This window comes from Streptomyces sp. NPDC028907, from assembly GCF_055564995.1.
On sequence record NZ_JBVHVE010000001.1, the window covers coordinates 330,496 to 353,538 of the forward strand.

The window sequence follows — 23,043 nt, forward strand, 5'->3', positions numbered from 1 at the left end:
GACGGATCACGACGAACGGAGCCGGGCCCCATGGGCGAGCAGCAGCACGTGAAGTTCCCGCCAGAGGTCATAGCCGAGTACGCCGCGCTCGGCGTCGACCTTCCGGCCCTTTTCTCCGCCGGGCACCTCGGCACCCGCATGGGCGTCGAGATCGTGGAGGCGTCCGCCGAGCGGGTCGTCGGCACCATGCCGGTGGAGGGCAACACCCAGCCGTACGGGCTGCTGCACGGCGGCGCCTCCGCGGTGCTCGCCGAGACCCTCGGGTCGGTCGGGTCGATGCTGCACGCCGGCAGCTCCAAGATCGCGGTCGGCGTCGACCTCAACTGCACCCACCACCGGGGCGCCCGCGCCGGCCTCGTCACTGGTGTGGCCACACCCCTGCACCGGGGCCGCTCGACGGCGACGTACGAGATCGTGATCAGCGACGAGGCGGGCCGGCGGGTGTGCAGCGCGCGGCTGACGTGCATGCTGCGGGACGTGAACCCGGGCGACGGAGAGCGCCTCGGGGCGACGACGGGCTGACGCCGGCACCGATGCCTTTTCGCCAGCCGAGCCCAACTCCCTTACGGGCGACACCTCTTGGGAACAACAGCCGTACCTCCTCCCGCCGTTGAACCCGGGCGTCCGGCGGCATAACGTCAAGGCATGACGTCGGGAGGAGCAGCCCTGAGGCACGGGGCGGCGCGCGGACTCGCACTGTCGGCCGCCGGGTTGGCGACCGGATGCGGGGACTGGGGCGCTCGGGGCGACGCGACCGCAACCCGGACCCTCGGCGGTTCGCACTCCCCGTCAGCCTCGCCGTCGGTGACGCCGCCCGCCCAGCTGTGCACGCGGATCATCGGCTACTGGTCGCGCAGGACGCCGACCGGGGACACCTACGGGGACTACCAGTCGATGGGCCTGCCCGACGGGCAGTACGAGATCCTGCGCGAGGTCGTGGACGCCGCCCGGGCAAAGCGCGAGCGGGCGGCCGACCGGCTGATCGACCGCCGGGCGCGGGAGCTGTGCGAGGAGCGTCACCGAAACGGCGAGCCGACCGGAAGGCCATGGGGCTGAGTGACGAAATCCCCGATTCCACTTTCGTGCCCCATACATGAAAAGGGCGGTGGAACACCGAACCTCTTTCCCGGCTGTAACTCTACGTAATACGCCTGCAAAACAGGCCCCGAGATCGCCCGCCGTGAGCACCCTCCCACAAGTCCACAGAGACCCCTGGGGAACGCCCGACAGCGATCCCGGTAATCACCAAAACCAGTGAACACTCGTGAAGAAGCTACGCGCGAACGCTGCAAGTTCTCACTATGTGGACAGGGCGAATCGGCTGGAAATCCGCTCTTCCCCCCACGGAGTACCGCTCTGTGTTACCCCGTGTCATAACAAGAGCGTCACAGCCTTGGTCAGAGCCTCCTCCATGTTCCCCGCACGCGCTTAGAGTCACCGCCAGTCACCGAGCTACAGGATTCGAAGTCACTTCGACCCAGCGCTCGACTCGGCGCGTTCCACGGGGAGCCGCCGTGCCAGGGAAAGGACCTGATTCGTGCGTCAACGTTCGATCATCGCCATAACCGCCGCGCTCGCGGCGGGATCGCTGACACTCACGGCTTGTGGGTCGCGTGACGACGACGGCGGCAGCAGCAACGGCGACAAGACCACTGTGGTGATCGGTGTCGACGCCCCGCTGACCGGCGACCTCTCCGCGCTCGGCCTCGGCATCAAGAACTCCGCCGACCTGGCCGCCAAGACGGCCAACAAGAAGGAGTACGTCAAGGGCGTCGAGTTCAAGATCGAGGCCCTCGACGACCAGGCCCAGCCCTCCGTCGGCCAGCAGAACGCCCAGAAGTTCATCAGCAACAAGGACGTCCTCGGCGTCGTCGGCCCGCTGAACTCCAGCGTCTCGCAGCAGATGCAGAAGCCGCTCAACGACGCCGGCCTGACCCAGGTCTCCCCGGCCAACACCGGTACGGAACTGACCCAGGGCGACGGCTGGAAGACCGGAAACTCGGTCCGCCAGTTCAAGACGTTCTTCCGTACGGCCACCACGGACGAGATCCAGGGCGCCTTCGCCGCCGACTACCTGTACAACCAGGCGAAGATCAAAAAGGTCTACCTGATCGACGACCAGAAGACCTACGGCGCCGGTCTCGCCGCCTCCTTCAAGACGAACTTCACCAAGTTCGGCGGCCAGATCGTGGGCACCGACCACATCAACCCGGACGACCGTGACTTCAACGCCGTGGTCGCCAAGATCAAGAAGACCGGCGCCCAGGCCCTCTACTACGGCGGCGAGTACCCCGCCGCCGGCCCGCTGAGCCAGCAGCTCAAGGACAGCGGCCAGAACATCCCGCTCATGGGCGGCGACGGCATCTACTCCGGTGAGTTCCCCAAGCTGAACAAGAAGGCCGAGGGCGACCTCGCCACCTCCGTGGGCAAGCCGGTCGAGCAGCTCGACTCCGCCAAGACGTTCATCAAGGACTACGAGGCGGCCGGCTACGAGGACGACTACGAGGCCTACGGCGGCCTCACCTACGACGCCACCTGGGCCGTCATCGAGGCCGTCAAGCTGGCGGTCGAAGGCAACGACGGCAAGGTCCCGTCCGACGGCCGCAAGGCAGTCCTGGACGCCATGGCCAAGGTCAAGTTCGACGGCGTCACCGGCACCATCTCCTTCGACGAGTTCGGCGACACCACGAACCACACGATGACCGCGTACAAGGTCAAGAACAACGCCTGGGCGCCCGAGTTCAGCGGCGAACCCAAGCTCGGCTGACGAAGGACGAGTCAGAGAACCCTCCCCACTCACACATTGATCCAGGCCGCGCGGGAAGCGCCCACCAGCGCTCCCGCGCGGCGCCATATCCGAACCACTCCACGGAGGCCCTGCGGTGAACGAACTGCCGCAACAGCTGGCCAATGGACTCATCCTCGGCGCGATGTACGGACTCATCGCGATCGGCTACACGATGGTCTACGGCATCGTCCAGCTCATCAACTTCGCCCACGGCGAGATATTCATGGTCGGAGGCTTCGGGGCCCTGACCGTCTGGTTGGTCCTCCCCGAAGGCTTCGGCCTAGGCGCCGCCATCCCGCTCATGATCATCGGCGGCGTGCTCGTCTCCGTCGCCGTCGGCACGGCGGCCGAACGCTTCGCCTACCGGCCCCTGCGCGGCGCACCACGACTCGCCCCGCTCATCACCGCCATCGGCCTGTCCATCGTCCTCCAGCAGGCCGTATGGATGTGGTTCCCGGACGCGAAGAAGGACGTCCCCTTCCCACGGTTCCAAGGCGACCCCATCGACGTCCTCGGCGCCACCATCCAGCGCGGCGACCTCTTCGTCCTCATCGCCGCCCCACTGAGCATGCTCGCCCTCGGCCTGTTCGTCACCAAGACACGCTCCGGCCGCGGCATGCAAGCCACCGCACAGGACCCCGACACCGCCAAGCTCATGGGCATCAACACCGACCGCATCATCGTCATGGCATTCGCCATCGGTGCCGCGTTCGCCGCCATCGCCGCGGTCGCCTACGGCCTGAAGAACGGCCAGGTCGGCTTCCGCATGGGCTTCCTGATGGGCCTGAAGGCCTTCACCGCCGCCGTGCTCGGCGGCATCGGCAACATCTACGGCGCCATGCTCGGCGGCATCGTGCTCGGCGTCGCCGAGTCCCTCGCCACCGGCTACATCGGCGAGATCCCCGGCATGGACCTCTTCGGCGGCGGCGCCTGGAAGGACGTATGGGCGTTCGCACTGCTCATCCTCGTCCTCCTGTTCAGGCCACAAGGCCTGCTCGGCGAACGCGTCGCGGATCGGGCGTGATACCCATGACCACCGAGATCCCCATGGACAAGAGCACCGACACCACCAAGGTGCCCACCGCGGAGGCCACCCCGATCATCCCGCTGCCGCAGGCCGCGGCACGTGCACTGACGGTCACCGGCTCCGCCCTCGCCCTCATCGGCACCTTCCTCGCCTGGACCTGGACCGAAGAGTTCCCGGGCAACCTGACCGTCACCGGCTACCCGGGCGGCCTTCAGGTCCTCACCCTCGTCGGCTCCGTACTGACCCTGCTGTTCGCCCTCTCCGGCTACCGCATCAAGGGCCTCGGCTGGCTCACCCCCGGCGGCAAGAACAGCCCCGTCCTGCTCGCCGCCCTCGGCGTGTTCGGCACCACGGGCTACGCCATGGGCGCGATCAGCCAAGAACTCGGCGGCCTGGTCAACCTGGAGCCCGGCGCCTGGGTCTCCGGCATCGGCGCGCTCGTCGCCGTGATCGGCGCCCTCGGCCTCCCCGTCGACCAGCCCTACGGCACGGGCGAACCGACCCCGAACCTCTGGGGCCGGATCCGTCACTCACTGACCGCCCCCGACCCGGGCCGAGCCAAGGAGCTGCCCTCCTGGGCGGAGATCCTGATCATCGCCGCGGGCTTCGGCGTCGGCCTGTACGTCTTCGCGTACGGCATCAGCACCGAATACTCCGAGCTGTTCATCGGCTTCCTGATCGTCGCGGCGTTCGGCTTCACCGCCGTCACCCGCGCCGGTCTCCTCAAGCGGCTGTCGGCACTGACCGCCAAACACCGCAACGTCACCCTCGGCGCCGCCTTCGCGGCAGCCATCTGCTTCCCCTTCACCCAGACCAACGACCAGTTCGCCCTGATCGGCGCGAACATCCTGATCTTCGCCACGGTCGCCCTGGGCCTCAACGTCGTCGTCGGCCTCGCCGGCCTCCTCGACCTCGGATACGTCGCGTTCCTCGGCGTCGGCGCCTACGCCGCAGCCCTGGTCTCCGGCTCCCCCGCCTCGACGATCGGCGTGAAGTTCCCCTTCTGGGCAGCCGTTCTCACCGGTGCCCTCGCCTCGCTGATCTTCGGCGTCGTGATCGGTGCCCCGACCCTGCGACTGCGCGGCGACTACCTCGCCATCGTGACGCTCGGCTTCGGTGAGATCTTCCGCATCACCATGAACAACCTGAACGGCAACAGCGGCCCGGACGTCACCAACGGCTCCAACGGCATCCCACAGATCCCCGACCTGGAGATCCTCGGATTCAACCTCGGAGTCCCACACAACGTCCTCGGCCACGAACTGACCCGCTCAGCCAACTACTACCTGCTGATGCTGCTGTTCACGGCAATCGTCGTGATGGTCTTCCGCCGCTCGGCGGAGTCCCGCATCGGCCGCGCATGGGTCGCCATCCGCGAGGACGAGACCGCCGCCACCGCGATGGGCATCAACGGCTTCCGCCTGAAGCTCCTCGCCTTCGCACTCGGCGCCTCCCTCGCCGGCCTCGCGGGCACCGTCCAGGCCCACGTCTCCTACAGCGTCACCCCCGAGCAGTACCAGTTCGCCGGCTCCGTACCGCCGAACTCGGCCTTCCTGCTCGCCGCCGTCATCCTCGGCGGCATGGGCACCATCAGCGGCCCGCTGATCGGCGCCGCGCTGCTCTACCTGATCCCGGCCAAGCTCCAGTTCATGGCGGAGTACCAGCTGCTGCTCTTCGGCATCGCACTGATGCTGCTGATGCGCTTCCGCCCCGAGGGCCTCGTCGCCGACCGCAGGAAGCAGCTCGAATTCCACGAGACCGGACAGCTCGACGTACCGGAGGACAAGCCATTGCCCGAAGGCGCGACCGGCGTCGCGAAGGCAGGGGCGTGACCGCCATGACCACCACCACGACCACACCCACCAGCACCACAGTGCTCGACGCCAGCGGTGTCACCATGCGCTTCGGCGGTCTGACCGCCGTACGCGACGTGGACCTCACCGTGAACACCGGCGAGATCGTCGGCCTCATCGGCCCCAACGGCGCCGGCAAGACGACCTTCTTCAACTGCCTCACCGGCCTGTACGTGCCGACCGAAGGCAAGGTCGCCTACAAGGGCACCGTCCTGCCGCCCAAACCGCACCTGGTCACCCAGGCCGGCATCGCCCGTACGTTCCAGAACATCCGGCTCTTCGCCAACATGACCGTTCTGGAAAACGTGCTGGTCGGCCGGCACACCCGCACCAAGGAAGGCCTCTGGTCGGCCCTCCTGCGCCTGCCCGGCTTCAAAAAGGCCGAGGAGGCGTCCCGGGCCCGCGCCATGGAACTCCTGGAGTTCACCGGTCTCGCCGCCAAGGCCGACCACCTCGCCCGCAACCTGCCCTACGGCGAACAGCGCAAGCTGGAGATCGCCCGGGCGCTGGCGAGCGAGCCCGGCCTGCTCCTCCTCGACGAGCCGACCGCCGGCATGAACCCCCAGGAAACCCGGGCGGCCGAGGAACTGATCTTCGCCATCCGGGACAAGGGCATCGCCGTCCTCGTCATCGAGCACGACATCCGGTTCATCATGAACCTCTGCGACCGGGTCGCCGTGCTCGTCCAGGGCGAGAAGATCGTCGAAGGCCCCGCCGAGGTCGTCCAGGCCGACGAGCGCGTCATCGCCGCCTACCTGGGCGAGCCCTTCGAAGGCGCGCCCGGCAAGGAGGAAGCCGCCGAGGTCGAGGCCGCGGAGGCCGAGGCCGACGCGCAGAGCACCACGGAAGGGGACGACAAGTGACCGCACTGCTCGAGGTCGAGGACCTCAGGGTCGCCTACGGCAAGATCGAGGCCGTCAAAGGCATCTCGTTCAAGGTGAACGCGGGCGAGGTCGTCACCCTCATCGGCACCAACGGCGCCGGCAAGACCACCACGCTGCGAACCCTGTCCGGCCTTCTCCAGCCGGTCTCCGGCGACATCAGGTTCGACGGCAAGTCACTGAAGAAGATCCCCGCCCACAAGGTCGTCTCGCTGGGACTCGCCCACTCCCCCGAGGGCCGGCACATCTTCCCCCGCATGACGATCGAGGACAACCTCCGCCTCGGCGCGTTCCTGCGCAACGACAAGGAGGCCATCGAGAAGGACATCCAGCGGGCCTACGACCTCTTCCCCATCCTCGGGGAACGCAGGAAGCAAGCCGCGGGCACCCTCTCCGGCGGCGAGCAGCAGATGCTCGCCATGGGACGCGCACTGATGTCCCGGCCGAAACTGCTCATGCTCGACGAGCCCAGCATGGGCCTCTCCCCGATCATGATGCAGAAGATCATGGCGACCATCCAGGAGCTCAAGTCCCAGGGCACCACCATCCTGCTCATCGAGCAGAACGCCCAGGCCGCGCTCTCCCTGGCCGACCACGGCCACGTCATGGAAGTCGGCAAGATCGTCCTCTCCGGAACCGGACAGGACCTCCTGCACGACGAGTCGGTGCGCAAGGCGTACCTCGGCGAGGACTGATCGCCCACGCGGTTCCACACACACGACGAGGCCCGCGTCCCCTGCTCGGGGGGCGCGGGCCTCGTCGTATGCGCTCGGGCGCGTCAGCCCTTGGCGGCCTTCTTCTCGTCGGCGTCCTGGATGACAGCCTCGGCGACCTGCTGCATCGACATCCGACGGTCCATGGAGGTCTTCTGGATCCACCGGAACGCGGCGGGCTCAGTCAGCCCGTACTCCGTCTGCAGGATCGACTTCGCCCGGTCCACCAACTTCCGCGTCTCCAGGCGCAGAGTGAGATCGGCGACCTCCTTCTCCAGCTCCTTCAGCTCCGTGAAGCGGGACACGGCCATCTCGATCGCCGGCACGACATCACTCTTGCTGAACGGCTTCACCAGGTACGCCATGGCACCGGCGTCCCGAGCCCGCTCGACCAGATCCCGCTGCGAGAACGCGGTCAGCATCAACACGGGCGCGATGCTCTCCTCGGCGATCTTCTCCGCCGCGGAGATACCGTCCAGCTTCGGCATCTTCACATCGAGAATGACGAGGTCCGGCCGGTGCTCACGAGCCAGCTCGACGGCCTGCTCACCATCACCGGCCTCACCGACGACGGTGTACCCCTCTTCTTCGAGCATCTCTTTGAGGTCGAGCCGGATCAGTGCCTCGTCCTCGGCGATGACGACACGGGTCGTCAGCGGAGGCACGTGCGACTTGTCGTCGTCGGGCGCGTCTACGGGCTGGGGCGACTCGGGGGCGGTCACGGGGGCTCCTTGGTACGGGCCGGGTGCAGGTACTGCTCCTCCAGAGCCTACCTAGCTGCAGCATCTGGCGGTGACCCGGTACACTTCCCATCAGTTTCCACGACCTGCCCGGTTGGAGGAATCTGGTCAGACTCGCGGTGCTCAAACCACCGTGCCTTCGGGCATGTGGGTTCGAATCCCACACCGGGCACCTTCAAGGCGGAGGATCACGTTCGCGTGATCCTCCGCCTTTTCATGCCCGGCGTCACGAACAGTTGCACAGAGTGTTCGCATGAACTTTCACAGCACTGAAGTGCGACAGATGGCGCTCACTCTGCTACGCAACGGCACCAAGAACGCTGACGTGGCCCGCAAACTCAAGGTCCCGATCGGAACGGTCGGCTACTGGAAGCACCTGGACCGAGCGAAACGCGGCGAGTGTCCTGGGAAGCACGATCCGAAGTGTCCGCGATGCGACGAACGACCTCTGAACCCGGCCGCGTACTCCTATCTGCTCTCGCAGTACCTGGGGGATGGCCATATCAGCCACTACTCCCAGCACCGCGTGCCGAGCCTCACGATCGCCTGCGCCGATGCCTGGCCAGGCGTTGCCAACGAAACCGAGGCCGCAATGCGCGCCGTCTTCCCAGACAACGGCGTGCACCGACTCCAGCGGACCGGCTGCCAGAACATCAAGGTCTACTCAAAGCACCTGCCTTGTCTGCTTCCCCAGCACGGCAGCGGCAAGAAGCACGAGCGCACCATCGCCCTGGAGCCTTGGCAGGAGGTGATCGTCGACGTGCATCCTTGGGAGTTCATCCGCGGCTTTATCCACTCCGACGGTTGCCGCATCACCAACTGGACCACTCGACTGGTCGCTGGTGAGCGCAAGCGCTATGAGTATCCGCGCTACTTTTTCGCCAACAAGTCGGACGACGTTCGGAAGCTCTTCACGGATGCCCTCGACAGGGTCGGCGTCGAGTGGACCACCCTCGCCCGCGGCAGCGACCCCTTCAACGTCTCCGTAGCCCGCAAAGCCTCCGTAGCCCTCATGGACACCCACGTAGGCCCCAAGTACTGACCCCGAACGCTGAAGGGCCCCTCCTCAAAGCCGAAGAGGGGCCCTCCGCCCGCTACTTGGGACTGTCGTCCTCCCCGATGTGATGCACCCGCACCATGTTCGTCGAGCCGGAGACCCCCGGAGGCGACCCCGCCGTGATGACCACTACGTCGCCCTTCTTGCAGCGGCCGTACTTCAACAACAGCTCGTCCACCTGGTCGACCATCGCGTCCGTCGAGTCCACGTGCGGACCCAGGAACGTCTCCACACCCCACGTCAGACTCAGCTGCGACCTCGTCGCAGGTTCCGGCGTGAACGCCAGCAGTGGGATCGGCGAGCGGTAGCGGGACAGGCGGCGGACGGTGTCGCCGGACTGGGTGAAGGCGACCAGGAACTTCGCGCCCAGGAAGTCGCCGATCTCGGCCGCCGCGCGGGCCACGGCGCCGGGCTGGGTGCGGGGCTTGTTCCGCTCCGTCAGAGGCGGGAGGCCCTTCGCCAGGATGTCCTCCTCGGCCGCCTCGACGATCTTCGCCATGGTGCGGACCGTCTCGATGGGGTACTTGCCGACGCTGGTCTCACCGGAGAGCATCACGGCGTCCGTGCCGTCGATCACGGCGTTGGCCACGTCCGACGCCTCCGCGCGCGTCGGGCGGGAGTTGTCGATCATCGAGTCGAGCATCTGCGTCGCCACGATCACCGGCTTGGCGTTGCGCTTGGCCAGCTTGACGGCGCGCTTCTGGACGATCGGGACCTGCTCGAGGGGCATCTCCACGCCCAGGTCGCCGCGGGCGACCATGATGCCGTCGAAGGCGGCCACGATGTCGTCGATCGCGTCGACCGCCTGGGGCTTCTCCACCTTGGCGATGACGGGGAGCCTACGGCCCTCCTCGTCCATGATCCTGTGCACGTCCTCGATGTCCCGGCCGGAGCGGACGAAGGAGAGCGCGATGACGTCGAAGCCGGTGCGCAGCGCCCAGCGCAGGTCGTCCTCGTCCTTCTCGGAGAGGGCCGGTACCGAGACCGCGACGCCCGGCAGGTTGAGGCCCTTGTTGTCGGAGATCATGCCGCCCTCGACCACTGTGGTGTGGACGCGCGGGCTGTCGACGGAGGTGACCTCCAGGCAGACCTTGCCGTCGTCGACGAGGATGCGCTCACCGGCTGTGACGTCGGCGGCCAGACCGGTGTAGGTGGTGCCGCACTGCTGGCGGTCGCCCTCGGCGCCCTCTTCGACGGTGATGGTGAAGGTGTCGCCGCGTTCGAGGAGTACGGGTCCTTCGGTGAAGCGGCCGAGGCGGATCTTCGGGCCTTGAAGGTCGGCGAGGACGCCGACGCTGCGGCCGGTCTCGTCGGCGGCCTTCCGTACGCGCTCGTAGCGTTCCTCGTGGTCGGCGTGGCTGCCGTGGCTGAGGTTGAATCGGGCGACGTCCATTCCGGCGTCGACCAGTGCCTTTATCTGGTCGTACGAGTCGGTGGCGGGGCCCAGGGTGCAGACGATTTTCGCTCGGCGCATGTTTCGACTCTATGACTTACCGGCGGGTAGTGATTTGGCTGCGTATGACGACTCAACAACCTTTGCGTGAAGGGCTATTGACAAGTGTTGAATTGTGCGGCGGGGTGCTCCGATGAGCATTCGTCCGGGCATTCGACACCCCGCCGGGGGCTCTTTCGGGGGGTCGTGTTCACAAGCGCGGCGGTGTCATCGTGAATCGCGCGTTCACCTGTGCATGGACGTGCTGCCGCTGGGGTTCCAGGTCGAGCGGGGCCGCCGCGGTGTCCTCGGTGGCGTCGTAGGCCATGGAGCGCATCCGGCCGGCGGGGGCGGCGCCCGCGAAGGGCTGGGGGTTCTCCGCGCCGACGTCGGCGAGTTCCACCAGGGCGGCCAGCGAGGTGCCGAGGGCCTGCGCGTACTCCCGCGCTCGCTGCACCGCTTCCTTTACCGCCTGCTGCCGGGCCTCTCGGTGGGCCGGTGAGTCGGGGCGCAGCGCCCACCAGGGGCCGTCCACCCGGGTGAGGTCCAAGTCGGCCAGACGTGTGGTGAGTTCGCCGAGTGCCGTGAAGTCGTTGAGCTCGGCGGTGATGCGGACGCGGCCGTGGTAGGCGTGGATCCGTTCGCCGCGGCCCTTCTCCTTGAGTTCCGGGGTGATGGAGAAGGAGCCGCTCTCCAGGCGCTCGACCGCGTCGCCGTAGGACTTGACGAGGTCGAGGACGGCGGCGTTGCGGCGGGTGAGGTCGTCCAGGGCGGCGCGGCGGTCCTTGCCGCGGGAGGCCACGGTGACGCCGATGCGGGCGATCTCGGGGTCGACCTCGAGGCGGGTCTCGCCGCGGACGGCGATGCGGGGGGCGTCGGGGGTGCCGTAGGGGACGGCGGGCTGTAGTTCCTCTGAAGGGGCGGTCATACGTCCCACTCTGTCATTGCTTGCTTGGTTACGGCCCCCGTGGGTCATCAGATCGAAACCTGCGGGGTCTGTTGCTGCTCGCCATGGCCAGGTCAGAATCTACGCGCGTTGTTGACCAATTCGCCCGGGAGAAGCACTCATGCCGTTGAACCGTCGGAAGTTCCTGACCAAGTCCGCCGTGACCGGAGCGGGGGTGGCGATGGCCGGTGCGGTGGCCGCGCCGGCGGCGCAGGCCGCGGAGACGGCGAAGGGCTCCCGGCCGAAGAAGCGGTACGCCCTGACGGTGATGGGCACGACCGACCTGCACGGCAACATCTTCAACTGGGACTACTTCAAGGACGCGGAGTACTCGGACGCCAAGGGCAACGCGAAGGGCCTGTCGCGGGTCTCGACGCTGGTGAACCAGGTGCGTGCGGAGAAGGGCCGCCGCAACACGATGCTCATCGACGCGGGCGACACGATCCAGGGCACCCCGCTGACGTACTACTACGCGAAGGTCGACCCGATCACCGCGCCGGGTGGTCCGGTTCACCCTATGGCGGCGGCGATGAACGCGATCGGGTACGACGCGGTGGCGCTCGGCAACCACGAGTTCAACTACGGCATCGAGACGCTGCGCAAGTTCGAGGACCAGTGCGACTTCCCGCTGCTGGGTGCGAACGCGCTGGACGCGAAGACGTTGAAGCCCGCCTTCCCGCCGTACTTCATCAAGAGGTTCTGTGTGCCGGGCGCCCCTGACGTGAAGGTCGCGGTCCTCGGTCTGACCAACCCGGGCATCGCGATCTGGGACAAGGCGTATGTCGAGGGCAAGATGGTGTTCCCGGGGCTGGAGGAGCAGGCCGCGAAGTGGGTGCCGAAGCTGCGTTCGATGGGCGCGGACGTGGTGGTCGTGTCCGCGCACTCCGGTTCGTCGGGGACGTCGTCGTACGGTGACCAGCTGCCGTACATCGAGAACTCGGCGGCGCTGGTGGCCCAGCAGGTGCCGGGCATCGACGCGATCCTCGTCGGGCACGCGCACACGGAGATCGCTGAGCTGCTGGTCACGAACGAGAAGACGGGCAAGAAGGTCGTGCTGTCGGAGCCGCTGTGCTTCGCGCAGCGGCTGACGCTGTTCGACTTCGAGCTGGTCTTCGACAAGGGCCGCTGGACGGTCGAGTCGGTGAAGGCGACCGTCCGTGACTCGAAGACGGTCGCCGACGACCCGAAGATCACCAAGCTGCTGAAGGACGACCACGACATCGTGGTGGAGTACGTCAACCAGGTCGTCGGCACGGCGACCGCCAAGCTGACGACGGTCGAGGCGCGCTACAAGGACGCACCGATCATCGACCTGATCACCAAGGTCCAGGAGGACGTGGTGAAGGCGGCGCTGGCGGGCACGGAGCACGCCGCGCTGCCCGTCATCTCCCAGGCCTCCCCGTTCTCCCGCACCTCGGAGATCCCGGCCGGTGACGTGACCATCCGGGATCTGTCGAGTCTGTACGTCTACGACAACACGCTGGTCGCCAAGTTGATGACGGGTGCGCAGATCAAGGCGTACCTGGAGTATTCGGCGGAGTACTTCGTGCAGACCGCCGCCGACGCGGCCGTCGACGTGGAGAAGCTGACCAACGCGGGCAACCGCCCCGACTACAACTACGACTACGTGTCGGGGTTGTCGTACGACATCGACATCGCGCAGGCGGCCGGTTCGCGGATCAAGAACCTGGCCTACGACGGTGCCGCTCTCGACGACGCCCAGCAGTTCGTGTTCGCGGTGAACAACTACCGGGCCAACGGCGGTGGCGCGTTCCCGCATGTGGCGTCGGCCCAGGAGCTGTGGGCGGAGTCGACGGAGATCCGCACCCGGATCGCGGAGTGGGTGACCGCGAAGGGCGTGCTGGACCCGAAGGACTTCGCGTCGGTGGACTGGAAGCTCACGCGGAACGGCACGCCGGTGTTCTAGATCCGGCCCCCTGTGCAGGAGCCTCAGATCCCGTCCAGGAGCGGTGTCAGCGTCCTCGGCTGACGCGCCCGCGGGATCCGGGGCTCCTGCTGTTGGAGGCCGAAGGTGGTGAACGCCGTGCGGGTGGGCAGGGGGTAGGCCTCGTGGCCGGTGACGGAGTTGAGGATGCTCGCGCTGCGCCAGGCCGCGAGGCCGAGGTCGGGGGTGCCGACGCCGTGGGTGTGGCGTTCGGCGTTCTGGACGTAGACGTTGCAGCCGGAACCCGTGACGGACGGGTCCATGACCAGGCGGTACTGGTCGTCGATGCGCGGGCGTTCCTGGCTGTCGCGGCGCAGGTAGGGGTCGAGGCCGGCGAGGATGCGGCCGAGGGGGCGCTCGCGGTAGCCGGTGGCCAGGACGACCGCGTCGGTGGTCAGACGCGAGCGGGTGTTCTGGTGGAGGTGCTCCAGGTGCAGCTCGACCTTGGTGGTGGCGATACGGCCGGCCGTGCGGACCTGCACGCCGGGGGTGAGGACGGTGTCGGGCCAGCCGCCGTCCAGGGTGCGGCGGTAGAGCTCGTCGTGGATGGCGGCCAGGGTCTCGGCGTCGATGCCCTTGTGGAGCTGCCACTGCGAGGCGACGAGCTGGTCGCGGACCGGTTCGGCGAGGGACTGGAAGTAGCGGGTGTAGTCGGGGGTGAAGTGCTCCAGGCCGAGCTTGGAGTACTCCATGGGCGCGAAGGCCGCGGTACGGCCGAGCCAGTGCAGTCGCTCGTGTCCGGCGGGGCGGTGGCGGAGCAGGTCGAGGAAGATCTCCGCGCCGGACTGTCCGGAGCCGATGACGGTGATGTGCTCGGCGGCGAGGAGCTTCTCGCGGTGGTCGAGGTAGTCGGCGGCGTGGATGACGGGGACGGCGGGTGCGTCGACGAGGGGCCTGAGCGGGTCGGGGACGTCGGGTTCGGTGCCGATGCCGAGGACGATGTTCCGCGCGTACGTCCGGCCGACGGCCTCGGCGTCCCCGCCGGGGGCGAGCTGGGTGTAGTCGACCTCGAAGACGTCGCGTTCGGGGTTGAAGCGGATCGCGTCGACCTGGTGCCCGAAGGAGAGCGCGGGGAGGTTCTCGCAGACCCAGCGGCAGTAGGCGTCGTACTCGGCGCGTTGGATGTGGAAGCGCTCGGCGAAGTAGAAGGGGAAGAGCCGGTCGCGGGTCCTGAGATAGCTGAGGAACGACCATGGGCTGGCGGGGTCGGCGAGCGTCACCAGGTCGGCGAGGAACGGGACTTGGATTCGGGAGCCGTCGATGAGGAGCCCCGGGTGCCAGGCGAAGGTCGGGCGCTGTTCGTAGAAGACGGTGTCGAGGTCGGCGAGGGGGTGGGCGAGGGCGGCGAGGGAGAGGTTGAAGGGGCCGATACCGATGCCGACGAGGTCGCGGGGGGTGTCGGGGTCGTGGTGTGGCGGGTTGGGTTGTGCGCGGGAGGCGTGCGCGGGGGTGGTGTGGGAGGGGTTGGGATTCGGGGTTTTCGGGTGCGAGGCCGTCCCTGGGGCCGGGCGGGGGTCCGGCTCTGAGCGGGGGCTCGGTTGCAGGTCCGCCCGGGGAGCGGTGTCAGGGCCTTCCTGGAGGGGCGTGCGGGAGGGGGGACGGGAGCCGGTGTGCTGGGGGGTGGCGAGACGGGGGGTGATGTGGGGGGTGGTGGTGCGGGGGTTGGTCTGCGGGCTCATCCGGGGGTGTTTCCTTCCACCAGTTTCAGGAGGGCGGCCAGGTCGTCCGGGCGCGTGTGGGGGTTGAGGAGGGTGGTCTTGAGCCACAGGCGCCCGTCTATGCGGGCCCGGCCGAGGACGGCGCGGCCGTCGGTGAGAAGCCTTCGGCGTACGGCGGCGATCGCGTCGTCGTCGGCGTGCGCCGGCCGGAACAGGACCGTGCTGATGGTGGGCGGGTCGTAGAGCTCGAACCCGGGGTGACCGTGAACGAGGTCGGCGAACTCACGGGCCCGGTCGCAGACCTGCTCGACGAGGCCGCCGAGTCCGCTGCGGCCGAGGGCCTTGAGAGTGACGGCGATCTTGACGACGTCGGGCCTGCGGCTGGTCCGCAGGGACCGGCCGAGCAGGTCGGGCAGGCCCGCCTCGGTGTCGTCGTCGGCGTTGAGGTAGTCGGCGCGGTGGTGCAGCACGGCGAGGTCACGCGGTTCGCGCACGGCGAGCAGCCCGGCGGCGACGGGCTGCCAGCCGAGCTTGTGCAGGTCGAGGGTGACGGTGTCGGCGGCGTCGAGACCGGCGAGCCGCTCCCGGTACCGGTCGCTGAACAGCAGGCCCGCGCCGTACGCGGCGTCGACGTGCAGCCGTGCCCTGTGGGCCGCGCACAGTTCGGCGATCTCGGGCAGCGGGTCGATGAGCCCGGCGTCGGTGGTCCCGGCGGTGGCGGCGACGAGATGCGGACCGGGCAGCTCCGTCAGCGCCTCGTCGAGCGCGGCGACATCGAGAACGCCGACCGGCGCGGGCACGACGACCGGCTCGGCCAGTCCGACCAGCCAGGCGGCGCGGGGCACCGAGTGATGGGCGTTGGCCCCGTGCACGAGTCTGAGTCCGGCGCCGTGTGCTTCCCGGGCGAGGAGGAGGGCGAGTTGGTTGGACTCGGTGCCGCCGGTGGTGATCAGGGCGGTGGGGGCGGCCCCCCGGAACACCTCCCGCGCCAGCGCCCCCGTCACCAGTGCCTCCAACTCCGAGGCGCCCGGTGCCTGGTCCCATGAGTCCAGGGAGGGGTTCAGGGTGGAGGCGGCGAGGTCGGCGGCGGTGGCGAGGGCGAGGGGTGGGCAGTGGAGGTGGGCCGTGCAGAGCGGGGCGGCGGGGTCGGCGGCGGTTTCGGCGAGGGCGTGGACCACGGTGTGCAGGGCGTTCGGGTCGCCGTCGGCCGGCAGTACGTCGCCGACGGCGTCCCGCAGGCGCGCGGCCACCGCCTTCGGGCCGCCACGGGGCAGTGGGCCGCCGCGTGCCCGGGTCCCCTCGCCCAGCGCGTCCAGCACGGTGTCGAGCAATGGCCGCAGGGCGTGGGGGCCTTCCGGGCCTGAAGCGAGCGACGGCGGCGTACGCATCGTGTCCTCCCGGGCGCTGGGCAAGAGGGACTTCCAGCTTGTACGCCGATGCGCCTTGGCGCCCGAAAAGCCCAATGACCGGAACCCGAAAGGGGGTATTTCCGTACGGGGAACGCGTGTCGGAGGATGCACGCCGAGGGTGGCGGAGTAAGGGCCCCGCCGCCCTCGACTTTCGAAGAACCCCCTAGGACAGGTTCTGGCCCTCCCTCACCCGCAGCGCCCGCGCCAGGTCGTCGAGCTGGTCGGCGAGGCGGCGGCGCAGGGCCGGGACCGGTTCGCCGTCGCGCAGGCAGTCCTCACCGAGCCGCAGGGAGTCGGCGTCGACGGAGTGGACCGGGAAGGCGTGGCGGCCGGCGGCGTCGGCCATGGCGGGGCCGCGGCGGGCGGCGAGGGCGACGGCGTCCTGGTAGAAGCGCGGCACGTACTGCCGGAGCAGGTCGGCCTGTTCGGGCTGCCAGAAGCCGTGGGCGGTGGCGATGAAGAGGTAGTTGGACAGGTCGGCGCGGCCGTCGCCGCCGAACAGGGCGTCCCAGGCCTTCGCCTTGGCCTCCTCGTGCGGCAGGGCGGCCCGGCAGCGGGCGGCGCCCTCCTGGCCGGTGGCGCTCGGGTCGCGCTCCAGCTCGGCGGCGATGGCGGCCTCGTCGACGGCGCCGAGGACGGCGAGCCGGCCGAGCACGCGCCAGCGCAGGTCGGGGTCGAGTTCGGGCCCGCCGGGCACGGTGCCGTCGGCGAGCCAGGCGGCGATGGTGTCGGGGTGGGCGGCGACGTCGATGAAGTGGCGTACGGCGATCAGGCGCAGCCCGGGGTTGTCGCCGTCCTCGGTGCGGCGGATGAGGTCGCGGCACAGCGAGGAGAGCGTGGCCAGGGCGGCGGGTCGCTGTTCGGGGGCGAGGTAGCGGTCGGCGACCTGGGCGACGGCGAAGGCGAGCACGCCCTGGACGATGGCGAGGTCGGTCTCGCGCGGGAGGTGGGCGCGGGCTGTCTCCAGGTAGGCGGTGGCGGGAAGTTCGCCGTCGCGGACGGCGTCGCGCAGGGCGTTCCAGACGACCGCGCGGGTCAGCGGGTCGGGCAGTCCGGCGAGGCTCGTGCGGATGGTCTCGAAGGACTCGGGGTCGAAGCGGACCTTGGCGTAGGTCAGGTCGCCGTCGTTGAGCAGCAGCAGGGCCGGGCGCTTGCCGATGGGCTGCGGTTCGGTCTGCGGGATGTCCAGGTCGAGGCGCTCGCGCAGGGTGAGATGGCCGTCGTCGTCGCCGAGGTCCTGGTCGTACAGGCCGACACGGACGCGGTGCGTGCGACTGCCTGCGTGCTCGACGGTGAGTGTGAAGGTGCCGTTGTCGCCGCGGGTGACGGCCGGGGTGAGGGTGTCGACGCCGGTGGTGCGCAGCCAGGCGTCGGCCCAGGCGTGGACGTCGCGTTCGGTGGCGGCGGCGAGGGAGTCGATGAAGTCGGCGAGGGTGGCGTTGCCGAACCGGTGGCGGGCGAAGTGGGTGTTGATGCCGGCGAGGAAGTCCTTCTCGCCGAGCCAGGTCACCAGTTGCCGCAGCGCGGAAGCGCCCTTGGCGTAGGAGATGCCGTCGAAGTTGAGCATCGCGGAGGCCGTGTCGTCGACGGCCTCGGGGGCGACGGGGTGGGTGGAGGGGCGCTGGTCGGCGTCGTAGCCCCAGGCCTTGCGGACGATGCCGAAGTCGGTCCAGGTGTCGCTGAAGCGGGTGGCTTCGGCGCAGGTCTGGTAGCCCATGTACTCGGCGAAGGACTCGTTCAGCCAGATGTCGTCCCACCAGCGCAGGGTGACGAGGTCGCCGAACCACATGTGGGCCATCTCGTGGGCGATGACCATGGCGCGGGTCTGCCGCTCGGTCCTCGTGACGGCGGAGCGGTACACGAACTCGTCGCGGAAGGTGACCAGTCCGGGGTTCTCCATGGCGCCGGCGTTGAACTCGGGGACGAACGCCTGGTCGTAGGAGTCGAAGGGGTACGGCTCGTCGAACTTCTCGTGGAAGCGGTCGAAGCACTGCCGGGTGACCTCGAAGAGTTCCTCGGTGTCCGCGTCCAGGTAGGGCGCCAGGGAGCGACGGCAGTGGAGGCCGAAGGGCAGTCCGCGGTGCTCGGTGCGCACCGAGTGCCAGGGTCCGGCGGCGACGGCGACGAGGTAGGTGGAGATCAGCGGGGTGGGCGCGGCCTGCCAGCGGCCTTCGCCGAGGTGTTCGGTGATGCCGTTGGCGAGGACGGTCCAGCTCTTGGGGGCGGTGACGGACAGCTCGAAGACCGCTTTGAGGTCGGGCTGGTCGAAGGCCGGGAAGACCAGCTTGCAGTCGTCCAGGGCCAGTTGGGTGTAGACGTATGTCTCGCCGTCGGTGGGGTCGGTGAAGCGGTGCATGCCCTCGCCGGTGCGGGAGTAGCGCATGGCCGCGTCGACGCGCAGTTCGTGCTCACCGGCGGTGAGGTCCTTCAGGGGCAGCCGGTTGCCGTCCAGGATTCCGGGGTCGAGGGGGTGTCCGTCCAGCGTGACGGAGCGCAGCTCGGAGGGCCTGATCTCGATGAACGTGTCCGCGTCGGCGCGCGTGGTGAACGTGATGACGGTGCGCGAGTCGAAGGTCTCGTCCCCGGTGGTCAGATCGAGTTCGATCGAGTAGCGGTGGACGTCGAGGAGCTGGGCACGGGTCTGCGCTTCGTCGCGCGTCAGTACGGACATGCAGGACATGCTGCCTGATGGCACCGACAAGGCACAGAGGCGGATCAGTACGGGTGCTATGTCCGGTTCTTGGCCGCCGGGCTGTCGCGCTGCGGCGGGACGCGGGCGTCGGGACGGGGCAGGGCGGGGCGCGGGCCTGGGCCTTCGGCCTGGGTGGGGTCCTTGACCAGGGCACGTAACGTGCGGACTTCCTGCTCCAGCGCGCGGTGGCGTTCGTGGGCGTCGTACAGGTAGCGGACCTTGGTGCGCAGCGCCCAGGGGTCGATGGGCTTCATGACCAGGTCGGCGACGCCGAGCCCGAAGGCGGCGGACACCAGATCCTGGTCGGCGCCGAAGCCGGTGAGGAGGATGACCGGTATGTGCTGGGTCTGTTCGACGCGCCGCATGTAGCGGACCACGTCCAGGCCGCTGACGCCGGGCATCCGGACGTCCAGGAGGAGAAGTCCGACCTTGCCTCGGAGCACCTGCTTGAGCGCCTCGTCGCCGCTGGTGGCCCGGGCCAGCCGGTAGCCCAGCGGAGCCAGGGCGCTCTCCAGCGCGTACAGGGTGTCCTCGTGGTCGTCGACGATGAGGATCTTGGCATCCGACGGCATGGCCCGACGTCCCTCCCGCGTGGACATCCGAGGTATGTCCGGGGGCGCTGACGGGGAGTGCGTGTCAGCTGGCATGCGGTGCACAGCGCAGCATGCCCCGCCCCGGCCGCCGTGTCACTCCCTCGGGAGGGTCTGTCCGCGTCCTGTCGTCACATTTGCGTCGTCCGCACGGGGGCCACCCCCTAGGAGCGGGGTGCCGCGGTCTCGGCTCCGTTGAGGGTGTCCTCGGCGATGCTCTCGTGGTGCCTGATCACCTCGGCGATGATGAAGTTCAGGAACTTCTCCGCGAACGCGGGGTCGAGCTTGGCGTTCTCGGCGAGGGTGCGCAGGCGGTCGATCTGGCGGGCCTCGCGGGCCGGGTCGGCGGGCGGGAGCTGGTGCTGGGCCTTGAGATGGCCGACCTGCTGGGTGCACTTGAAGCGTTCGGCGAGCATGTGGACGACGGCCGCGTCGATGTTGTCGATGCTGTCGCGCAGCCGGGCGAGCTCCTCGCGGACGGCGGGGTCGATGGCGCCGGCGGAGGTGCTGGAGGACGTGTTGCTGGTCATGAGCGCCCAGCCTACGGGGCGCGTCAGGTGGTCGTTCGTTCGATCACGGGCGGATCGTCGGGGTCGGGGACCTGGTTGCTCCAGCCGCCGGGGACGACGCGGCTCTGCTGGGCGCGGAAGCGGACCGGGGCCATGCCGACGCGGCGGGTGAACAGCCGGGAGAAGTAGGCGGGATCGTCGTAGCCGACGCGGCGGGCGACGGCGGCGACGGGGAGCTCGGTGGCGGCGAGCAGCTCCTTGGCGCGGCCCAGCCGGATGCCGAGCAGGTAGTCCTTGGGGCTGCACCCGGCGCCGCGCCGTACGGCGGTGCGCAGTTCGGCGAGGGTCATGCCGTGCCGGGCGGCGTGGTCGGCGACGGTCAGGGGCAGGCAGGCGTCGCGGGCGAGGGCCTTGAGCACGAGGTCGCCGTCCGGGGCGAGGTCGGCACGCGCGCGACGCAGGGCGACGAGGAGTTCGTGGACGGCGGCGCCGGTCTCGACCTCCAGGAGCGGGTTGTCGCGGCGGGCGGCGCGTGCCATGCGTCCGATGACGGCACGCGGGCTGGAGGCGTCGGAGAGGGGCACGACGGGGCGGTCCGGTTCGATGTAGCCGAGTTCGGTGTACGAGGCGGTGGCGGGCCCGGCGAAGTCGACGAAGCCCTCGTCCCAGCCGGTGTCCGCATCGGGCGCGTAGTGGTGCGGGACGCCGGGGGTCAGCCACAGCAGTGCGGGCGCGGTGACGGGCGTACGGCGGCCGTCGGGGTGGGCGTACCAGCCGCCGCCGGTGCTGATCACGACGGCGACGTGGTGGTCCAGGACGCGCGGACCGACGATCGGCAGGGCGCCGTACTGGAGGCCCACGCCGAGGCAGACGAGGCCCAGGCGGTGGTGGGCGGGGCCGGGCGTGAAGAAGCGCATCCAGGTGTGGTACATCCCCATACCTCCCGTCCGCCGCTTCGGTCCAAGCAGCGCCGATCTTTGTCCATGGACCCTGACCCGCGCCAGGGGCGAGGGTGGGGCGCATGAGCGAGTTCACGGTGGGGGACCAGGATTTTCTGCTGGACGGGCGGCCGGTGCGGCTGCTGTCCGGCGCGCTGCACTACTTCCGGGTGCACGAGGCGCGGTGGGGGCACCGGCTGGCCATGCTGCGGGCGATGGGCCTGAACTGCGTGGAGACGTACGTTCCGTGGAACCTGCACGAGCCGGTGCCGGGGCACAGCCGGGACGTGCAGGCGCTGGGCCGGTTCCTGGACGCGGCCCGGGAGGCGGGGCTGTGGGCGATCGTGCGGCCGGGGCCGTACATCTGCGCCGAGTGGGAGAACGGCGGCCTGCCGTCCTGGCTGACGGCCGAGGTGGGCGCACGCGCGCGTACGCGTGACGAGCGCTACCTGGGGTATGTGGCGAGCTGGTTCCGTCGGCTGCGGCACGAGATCGTGCCGCGGCAGATCGACCGGGGCGGTCCGGTGATCATGGTGCAGGTCGAGAACGAGTACGGCAGCTACGGCTCGGACGCCACGTATCTGCGCCATCTCGCGGACCTGCTGCGCGAGCACGGCGTGACGGTCCCGCTGTTCACCTCGGACGGCCCCGAGGACCACATGCTCTCCGGCGGCTCGGTCCCCGGGATCCTGGCGACGGTGAACTTCGGCTCCCACGCGCGCGTGGCCTTCGAGACGCTGCGCCGGCACCGCCCCGACGGCCCGCTGATGTGCATGGAGTTCTGGTGCGGCTGGTTCGACCACTGGGGCGGCGAGCACGTCGTACGGGATCCCGGGGACGCGGCGGCCGCTCTGCGGGAGATCCTGGAGTGCGGGGCGTCGGTGAACCTGTACATGGCGCACGGCGGCACGAACTTCGCCGGCTGGGCGGGCGCCAACCGGGGCGGCGGCGCGCTGCACGACGGGCCGCTGGAGCCCGATGTGACGTCGTACGACTACGACGCCCCGATCGACGAGTACGGCCGCCCCACGGCCAAGTTCTGGGCCTTCCGGGACGTCCTCGCCGAGTACGCCGACGGCCCGCTGCCCGAAGTCCCGCCCGCCCCGGCCCCGTTGGGTACCCCGGCCGAGGCGGACCTGACCGACTGGGCGCCCCTCACCGCCGTACTGGAGACCCTGGGTGGCGCGGAGACCGCCGGCCCCGTGCCGCCCACGTTCGAGGAACTGGGCGTCGAGCGAGGGCTGGTGCGGTACGAGGTGACGGTGCCGGGTCCGCGGCAGCCGTATCCGCTGACCGTGCGCGGGCTGCGGGATCTCGCCGTGGTGTACGTCGACGGGGAGCGGGCCGGGGTGCTCACCGAGGACGACGCGTGCCTCAAGGAGCCTGTCGCCGGGTACGCGCGCGTGGAGCTGTGGGTGGAGTCCCTGGGGCGGGTCAACTACGGGCCGCGGCTGGGCGAGCCCAAGGGGATCACCGGAGGTGTGCTGCACGAGCGGCAGTACTTGCACGACGTACGCGCGCGTGGGCTGCGGCTGGAGGCGCTGGACGACTTCGGGAAGGTGCGGGCGGTGCCCTCACGGGAGCTGCCGGAGGACGGTGCCCCGGGGCTGTACCGGGGCACCGTCACCGTGCGCGGCGCCGGTGACGCCTGTCTGGAGCTGCCGGGCTGGACCCGCGGCTTCGCGTGGATCAACGGGTTCGGCCTCGGCCGTTACTGGTCGGCCGGCCCTCAGCGCTCGCTCCACGTCCCCGGTCCCGTCCTGCGGGAGGGCGGCAACGAGGTGTGGGTGCTGGAGCTGGAGGGGACGGCCCGGTCGGGGTCCGGCGAGGCCGGTGCCCCGGTGCTCCGGGCCGTCTGACGCGCT

Annotated in this window: 19 protein-coding genes and 1 tRNA gene; 11 read left to right on the forward strand and 9 right to left on the reverse strand. The window is 69.4% G+C overall.

All coding sequences use genetic code 11. The annotated features are described in order from the left end of the window. Nucleotides 1-30: 30 nt before the first annotated feature. The 7 genes from ACZ4UU_RS01530 to ACZ4UU_RS01560 all read left to right on the forward strand — a co-directional run bounded on the left by ACZ4UU_RS01530 (nucleotide 31) and on the right by ACZ4UU_RS01560 (nucleotide 7,244). Nucleotides 31-522, forward strand: coding sequence for a hotdog fold thioesterase (locus ACZ4UU_RS01530; RefSeq protein WP_468035891.1), 492 nt, complete (start codon nucleotides 31-33; stop codon nucleotides 520-522). Between the two features lie 123 nt (nucleotides 523-645). After that, nucleotides 646-1,056 (forward strand): hypothetical protein, encoded by a 411-nt coding sequence (locus ACZ4UU_RS01535; RefSeq protein WP_468035892.1) that lies wholly within the window; start codon nucleotides 646-648, stop codon nucleotides 1,054-1,056. Between the two features lie 481 nt (nucleotides 1,057-1,537). Continuing rightward, a complete protein-coding gene (locus ACZ4UU_RS01540) occupies nucleotides 1,538-2,767 on the forward strand; it encodes a branched-chain amino acid ABC transporter substrate-binding protein (protein ID WP_468035893.1) in 1,230 nt (409 codons plus the stop codon). A 115-nt stretch (nucleotides 2,768-2,882) separates the two neighbouring features. Further along, nucleotides 2,883-3,812: a branched-chain amino acid ABC transporter permease gene (locus tag ACZ4UU_RS01545; RefSeq protein ID WP_468035894.1), complete on the forward strand. Its 930-nt coding sequence runs from the start codon at nucleotides 2,883-2,885 to the stop codon at nucleotides 3,810-3,812. Nucleotides 3,813-3,817: 5 nt separating this feature from the next. Beyond that, a complete protein-coding gene (locus ACZ4UU_RS01550; protein ID WP_468035895.1) occupies nucleotides 3,818-5,647 on the forward strand; it encodes a branched-chain amino acid ABC transporter permease in 1,830 nt (609 codons plus the stop codon). A 5-nt stretch (nucleotides 5,648-5,652) separates the two neighbouring features. Then, nucleotides 5,653-6,531 (forward strand): ABC transporter ATP-binding protein, encoded by an 879-nt coding sequence (locus ACZ4UU_RS01555; protein ID WP_468035896.1) that lies wholly within the window; start codon nucleotides 5,653-5,655, stop codon nucleotides 6,529-6,531. After that, nucleotides 6,528-7,244 (forward strand): ABC transporter ATP-binding protein, encoded by a 717-nt coding sequence (locus ACZ4UU_RS01560; RefSeq protein WP_370256605.1) that lies wholly within the window; start codon nucleotides 6,528-6,530, stop codon nucleotides 7,242-7,244. Before ACZ4UU_RS01555 ends, ACZ4UU_RS01560 begins: the two co-directional genes overlap by 4 nt. A gap of 83 nt (nucleotides 7,245-7,327) precedes the next feature. Here ACZ4UU_RS01560 and ACZ4UU_RS01565 read toward each other — a convergent pair whose 3' ends face one another. After that, nucleotides 7,328-7,984, reverse strand: a complete 657-nt coding sequence (locus ACZ4UU_RS01565; protein ID WP_030949406.1) for an ANTAR domain-containing response regulator — start codon at nucleotides 7,982-7,984, stop codon at nucleotides 7,328-7,330. Between the two features lie 106 nt (nucleotides 7,985-8,090). Here ACZ4UU_RS01565 and ACZ4UU_RS01570 point away from each other — a divergent pair. Together ACZ4UU_RS01570 and ACZ4UU_RS01575 are read left to right on the forward strand one after the other, a co-directional pair. Beyond that, nucleotides 8,091-8,174 (forward strand) — tRNA-Leu (locus ACZ4UU_RS01570). 81 nt (nucleotides 8,175-8,255) lie between these two features. Then, on the forward strand, nucleotides 8,256-9,044 hold the full coding sequence (locus tag ACZ4UU_RS01575; protein WP_468035897.1) for a helix-turn-helix domain-containing protein: 789 nt from the start codon (nucleotides 8,256-8,258) through the stop codon (nucleotides 9,042-9,044). A 52-nt stretch (nucleotides 9,045-9,096) separates the two neighbouring features. Here ACZ4UU_RS01575 and pyk read toward each other — a convergent pair whose 3' ends face one another. Then, nucleotides 9,097-10,533 carry a pyruvate kinase gene (gene pyk, locus ACZ4UU_RS01580; RefSeq protein WP_468035898.1) on the reverse strand — a complete coding sequence of 479 codons (1,437 nt, stop codon included), beginning with the start codon at nucleotides 10,531-10,533 and terminating at the stop codon, nucleotides 9,097-9,099. Between the two features lie 169 nt (nucleotides 10,534-10,702). Further along, nucleotides 10,703-11,419: an SIMPL domain-containing protein gene (locus tag ACZ4UU_RS01585; RefSeq protein ID WP_468035899.1), complete on the reverse strand. Its 717-nt coding sequence runs from the start codon at nucleotides 11,417-11,419 to the stop codon at nucleotides 10,703-10,705. A 139-nt stretch (nucleotides 11,420-11,558) separates the two neighbouring features. On the opposite strand from ACZ4UU_RS01585, the gene ACZ4UU_RS01590 reads away from it, so the two are divergent. After that, entirely contained in the window at nucleotides 11,559-13,364 is a 1,806-nt protein-coding gene (locus ACZ4UU_RS01590) for a bifunctional metallophosphatase/5'-nucleotidase (RefSeq protein ID WP_468035900.1), read from the forward strand. A 23-nt stretch (nucleotides 13,365-13,387) separates the two neighbouring features. Here the strand turns inward: ACZ4UU_RS01590 and ACZ4UU_RS01595 are convergent, their stop codons facing one another. From ACZ4UU_RS01595 to ACZ4UU_RS01620, 6 genes are all read right to left on the reverse strand, one after another. After that, the gene (locus tag ACZ4UU_RS01595; protein WP_468035901.1) at nucleotides 13,388-15,061 is read right to left on the reverse strand and encodes a lysine N(6)-hydroxylase/L-ornithine N(5)-oxygenase family protein; all 1,674 of its coding nucleotides are present in this window, start codon (nucleotides 15,059-15,061) and stop codon (nucleotides 13,388-13,390) included. Next, nucleotides 15,058-16,428, reverse strand: a complete 1,371-nt coding sequence (locus ACZ4UU_RS01600; protein ID WP_468035902.1) for a pyridoxal phosphate-dependent decarboxylase family protein — start codon at nucleotides 16,426-16,428, stop codon at nucleotides 15,058-15,060. Before ACZ4UU_RS01600 ends, ACZ4UU_RS01595 begins: the two co-directional genes overlap by 4 nt. A 184-nt stretch (nucleotides 16,429-16,612) precedes the next feature. Beyond that, complete coding sequence (pepN, locus tag ACZ4UU_RS01605) at nucleotides 16,613-19,120, reverse strand: aminopeptidase N (protein WP_468035903.1); 2,508 nt, start codon at nucleotides 19,118-19,120, stop codon at nucleotides 16,613-16,615. Between the two features lie 56 nt (nucleotides 19,121-19,176). Beyond that, complete coding sequence (locus ACZ4UU_RS01610; RefSeq protein WP_468035904.1) at nucleotides 19,177-19,713, reverse strand: response regulator; 537 nt, start codon at nucleotides 19,711-19,713, stop codon at nucleotides 19,177-19,179. A 182-nt stretch (nucleotides 19,714-19,895) separates the two neighbouring features. Further along, on the reverse strand, nucleotides 19,896-20,261 hold the full coding sequence (locus ACZ4UU_RS01615; RefSeq protein ID WP_468035905.1) for a chorismate mutase: 366 nt from the start codon (nucleotides 20,259-20,261) through the stop codon (nucleotides 19,896-19,898). 23 nt (nucleotides 20,262-20,284) lie between these two features. Beyond that, nucleotides 20,285-21,172, reverse strand: a complete 888-nt coding sequence (locus ACZ4UU_RS01620) for a helix-turn-helix domain-containing protein (RefSeq protein ID WP_468035906.1) — start codon at nucleotides 21,170-21,172, stop codon at nucleotides 20,285-20,287. 89 nt (nucleotides 21,173-21,261) lie between these two features. Here ACZ4UU_RS01620 and ACZ4UU_RS01625 point away from each other — a divergent pair, with 89 nt between their 5' ends. Beyond that, a complete protein-coding gene (locus ACZ4UU_RS01625) occupies nucleotides 21,262-23,037 on the forward strand; it encodes a glycoside hydrolase family 35 protein (RefSeq protein ID WP_468035907.1) in 1,776 nt (591 codons plus the stop codon). Nucleotides 23,038-23,043: the final 6 nt, after the last annotated feature.

Coding starts and splice junctions, on each gene's coding strand:
- ACZ4UU_RS01530 (WP_468035891.1), top strand. CDS start 31: ATGGGCGAGCAGCAGCACGTGAAGTTCCCGCCAGAGGTCATAGCCGAG.
- ACZ4UU_RS01535 (WP_468035892.1), top strand. CDS start 646: ATGACGTCGGGAGGAGCAGCCCTGAGGCACGGGGCGGCGCGCGGACTC.
- ACZ4UU_RS01550 (WP_468035895.1), top strand. CDS start 3,818: ATGACCACCGAGATCCCCATGGACAAGAGCACCGACACCACCAAGGTG.
- ACZ4UU_RS01555 (WP_468035896.1), top strand. CDS start 5,653: ATGACCACCACCACGACCACACCCACCAGCACCACAGTGCTCGACGCC.
- ACZ4UU_RS01575 (WP_468035897.1), top strand. CDS start 8,256: ATGAACTTTCACAGCACTGAAGTGCGACAGATGGCGCTCACTCTGCTA.
- pyk (WP_468035898.1), bottom strand. CDS start 10,533: ATGCGCCGAGCGAAAATCGTCTGCACCCTGGGCCCCGCCACCGACTCG.
- ACZ4UU_RS01585 (WP_468035899.1), bottom strand. CDS start 11,419: ATGACCGCCCCTTCAGAGGAACTACAGCCCGCCGTCCCCTACGGCACC.
- ACZ4UU_RS01590 (WP_468035900.1), top strand. CDS start 11,559: ATGCCGTTGAACCGTCGGAAGTTCCTGACCAAGTCCGCCGTGACCGGA.
- ACZ4UU_RS01595 (WP_468035901.1), bottom strand. CDS start 15,061: ATGAGCCCGCAGACCAACCCCCGCACCACCACCCCCCACATCACCCCC.
- ACZ4UU_RS01600 (WP_468035902.1), bottom strand. CDS start 16,428: ATGCGTACGCCGCCGTCGCTCGCTTCAGGCCCGGAAGGCCCCCACGCC.
- pepN (WP_468035903.1), bottom strand. CDS start 19,120: ATGTCCGTACTGACGCGCGACGAAGCGCAGACCCGTGCCCAGCTCCTC.
- ACZ4UU_RS01610 (WP_468035904.1), bottom strand. CDS start 19,713: ATGCCGTCGGATGCCAAGATCCTCATCGTCGACGACCACGAGGACACC.
- ACZ4UU_RS01615 (WP_468035905.1), bottom strand. CDS start 20,261: ATGACCAGCAACACGTCCTCCAGCACCTCCGCCGGCGCCATCGACCCC.
- ACZ4UU_RS01620 (WP_468035906.1), bottom strand. CDS start 21,172: ATGTACCACACCTGGATGCGCTTCTTCACGCCCGGCCCCGCCCACCAC.
- ACZ4UU_RS01625 (WP_468035907.1), top strand. CDS start 21,262: ATGAGCGAGTTCACGGTGGGGGACCAGGATTTTCTGCTGGACGGGCGG.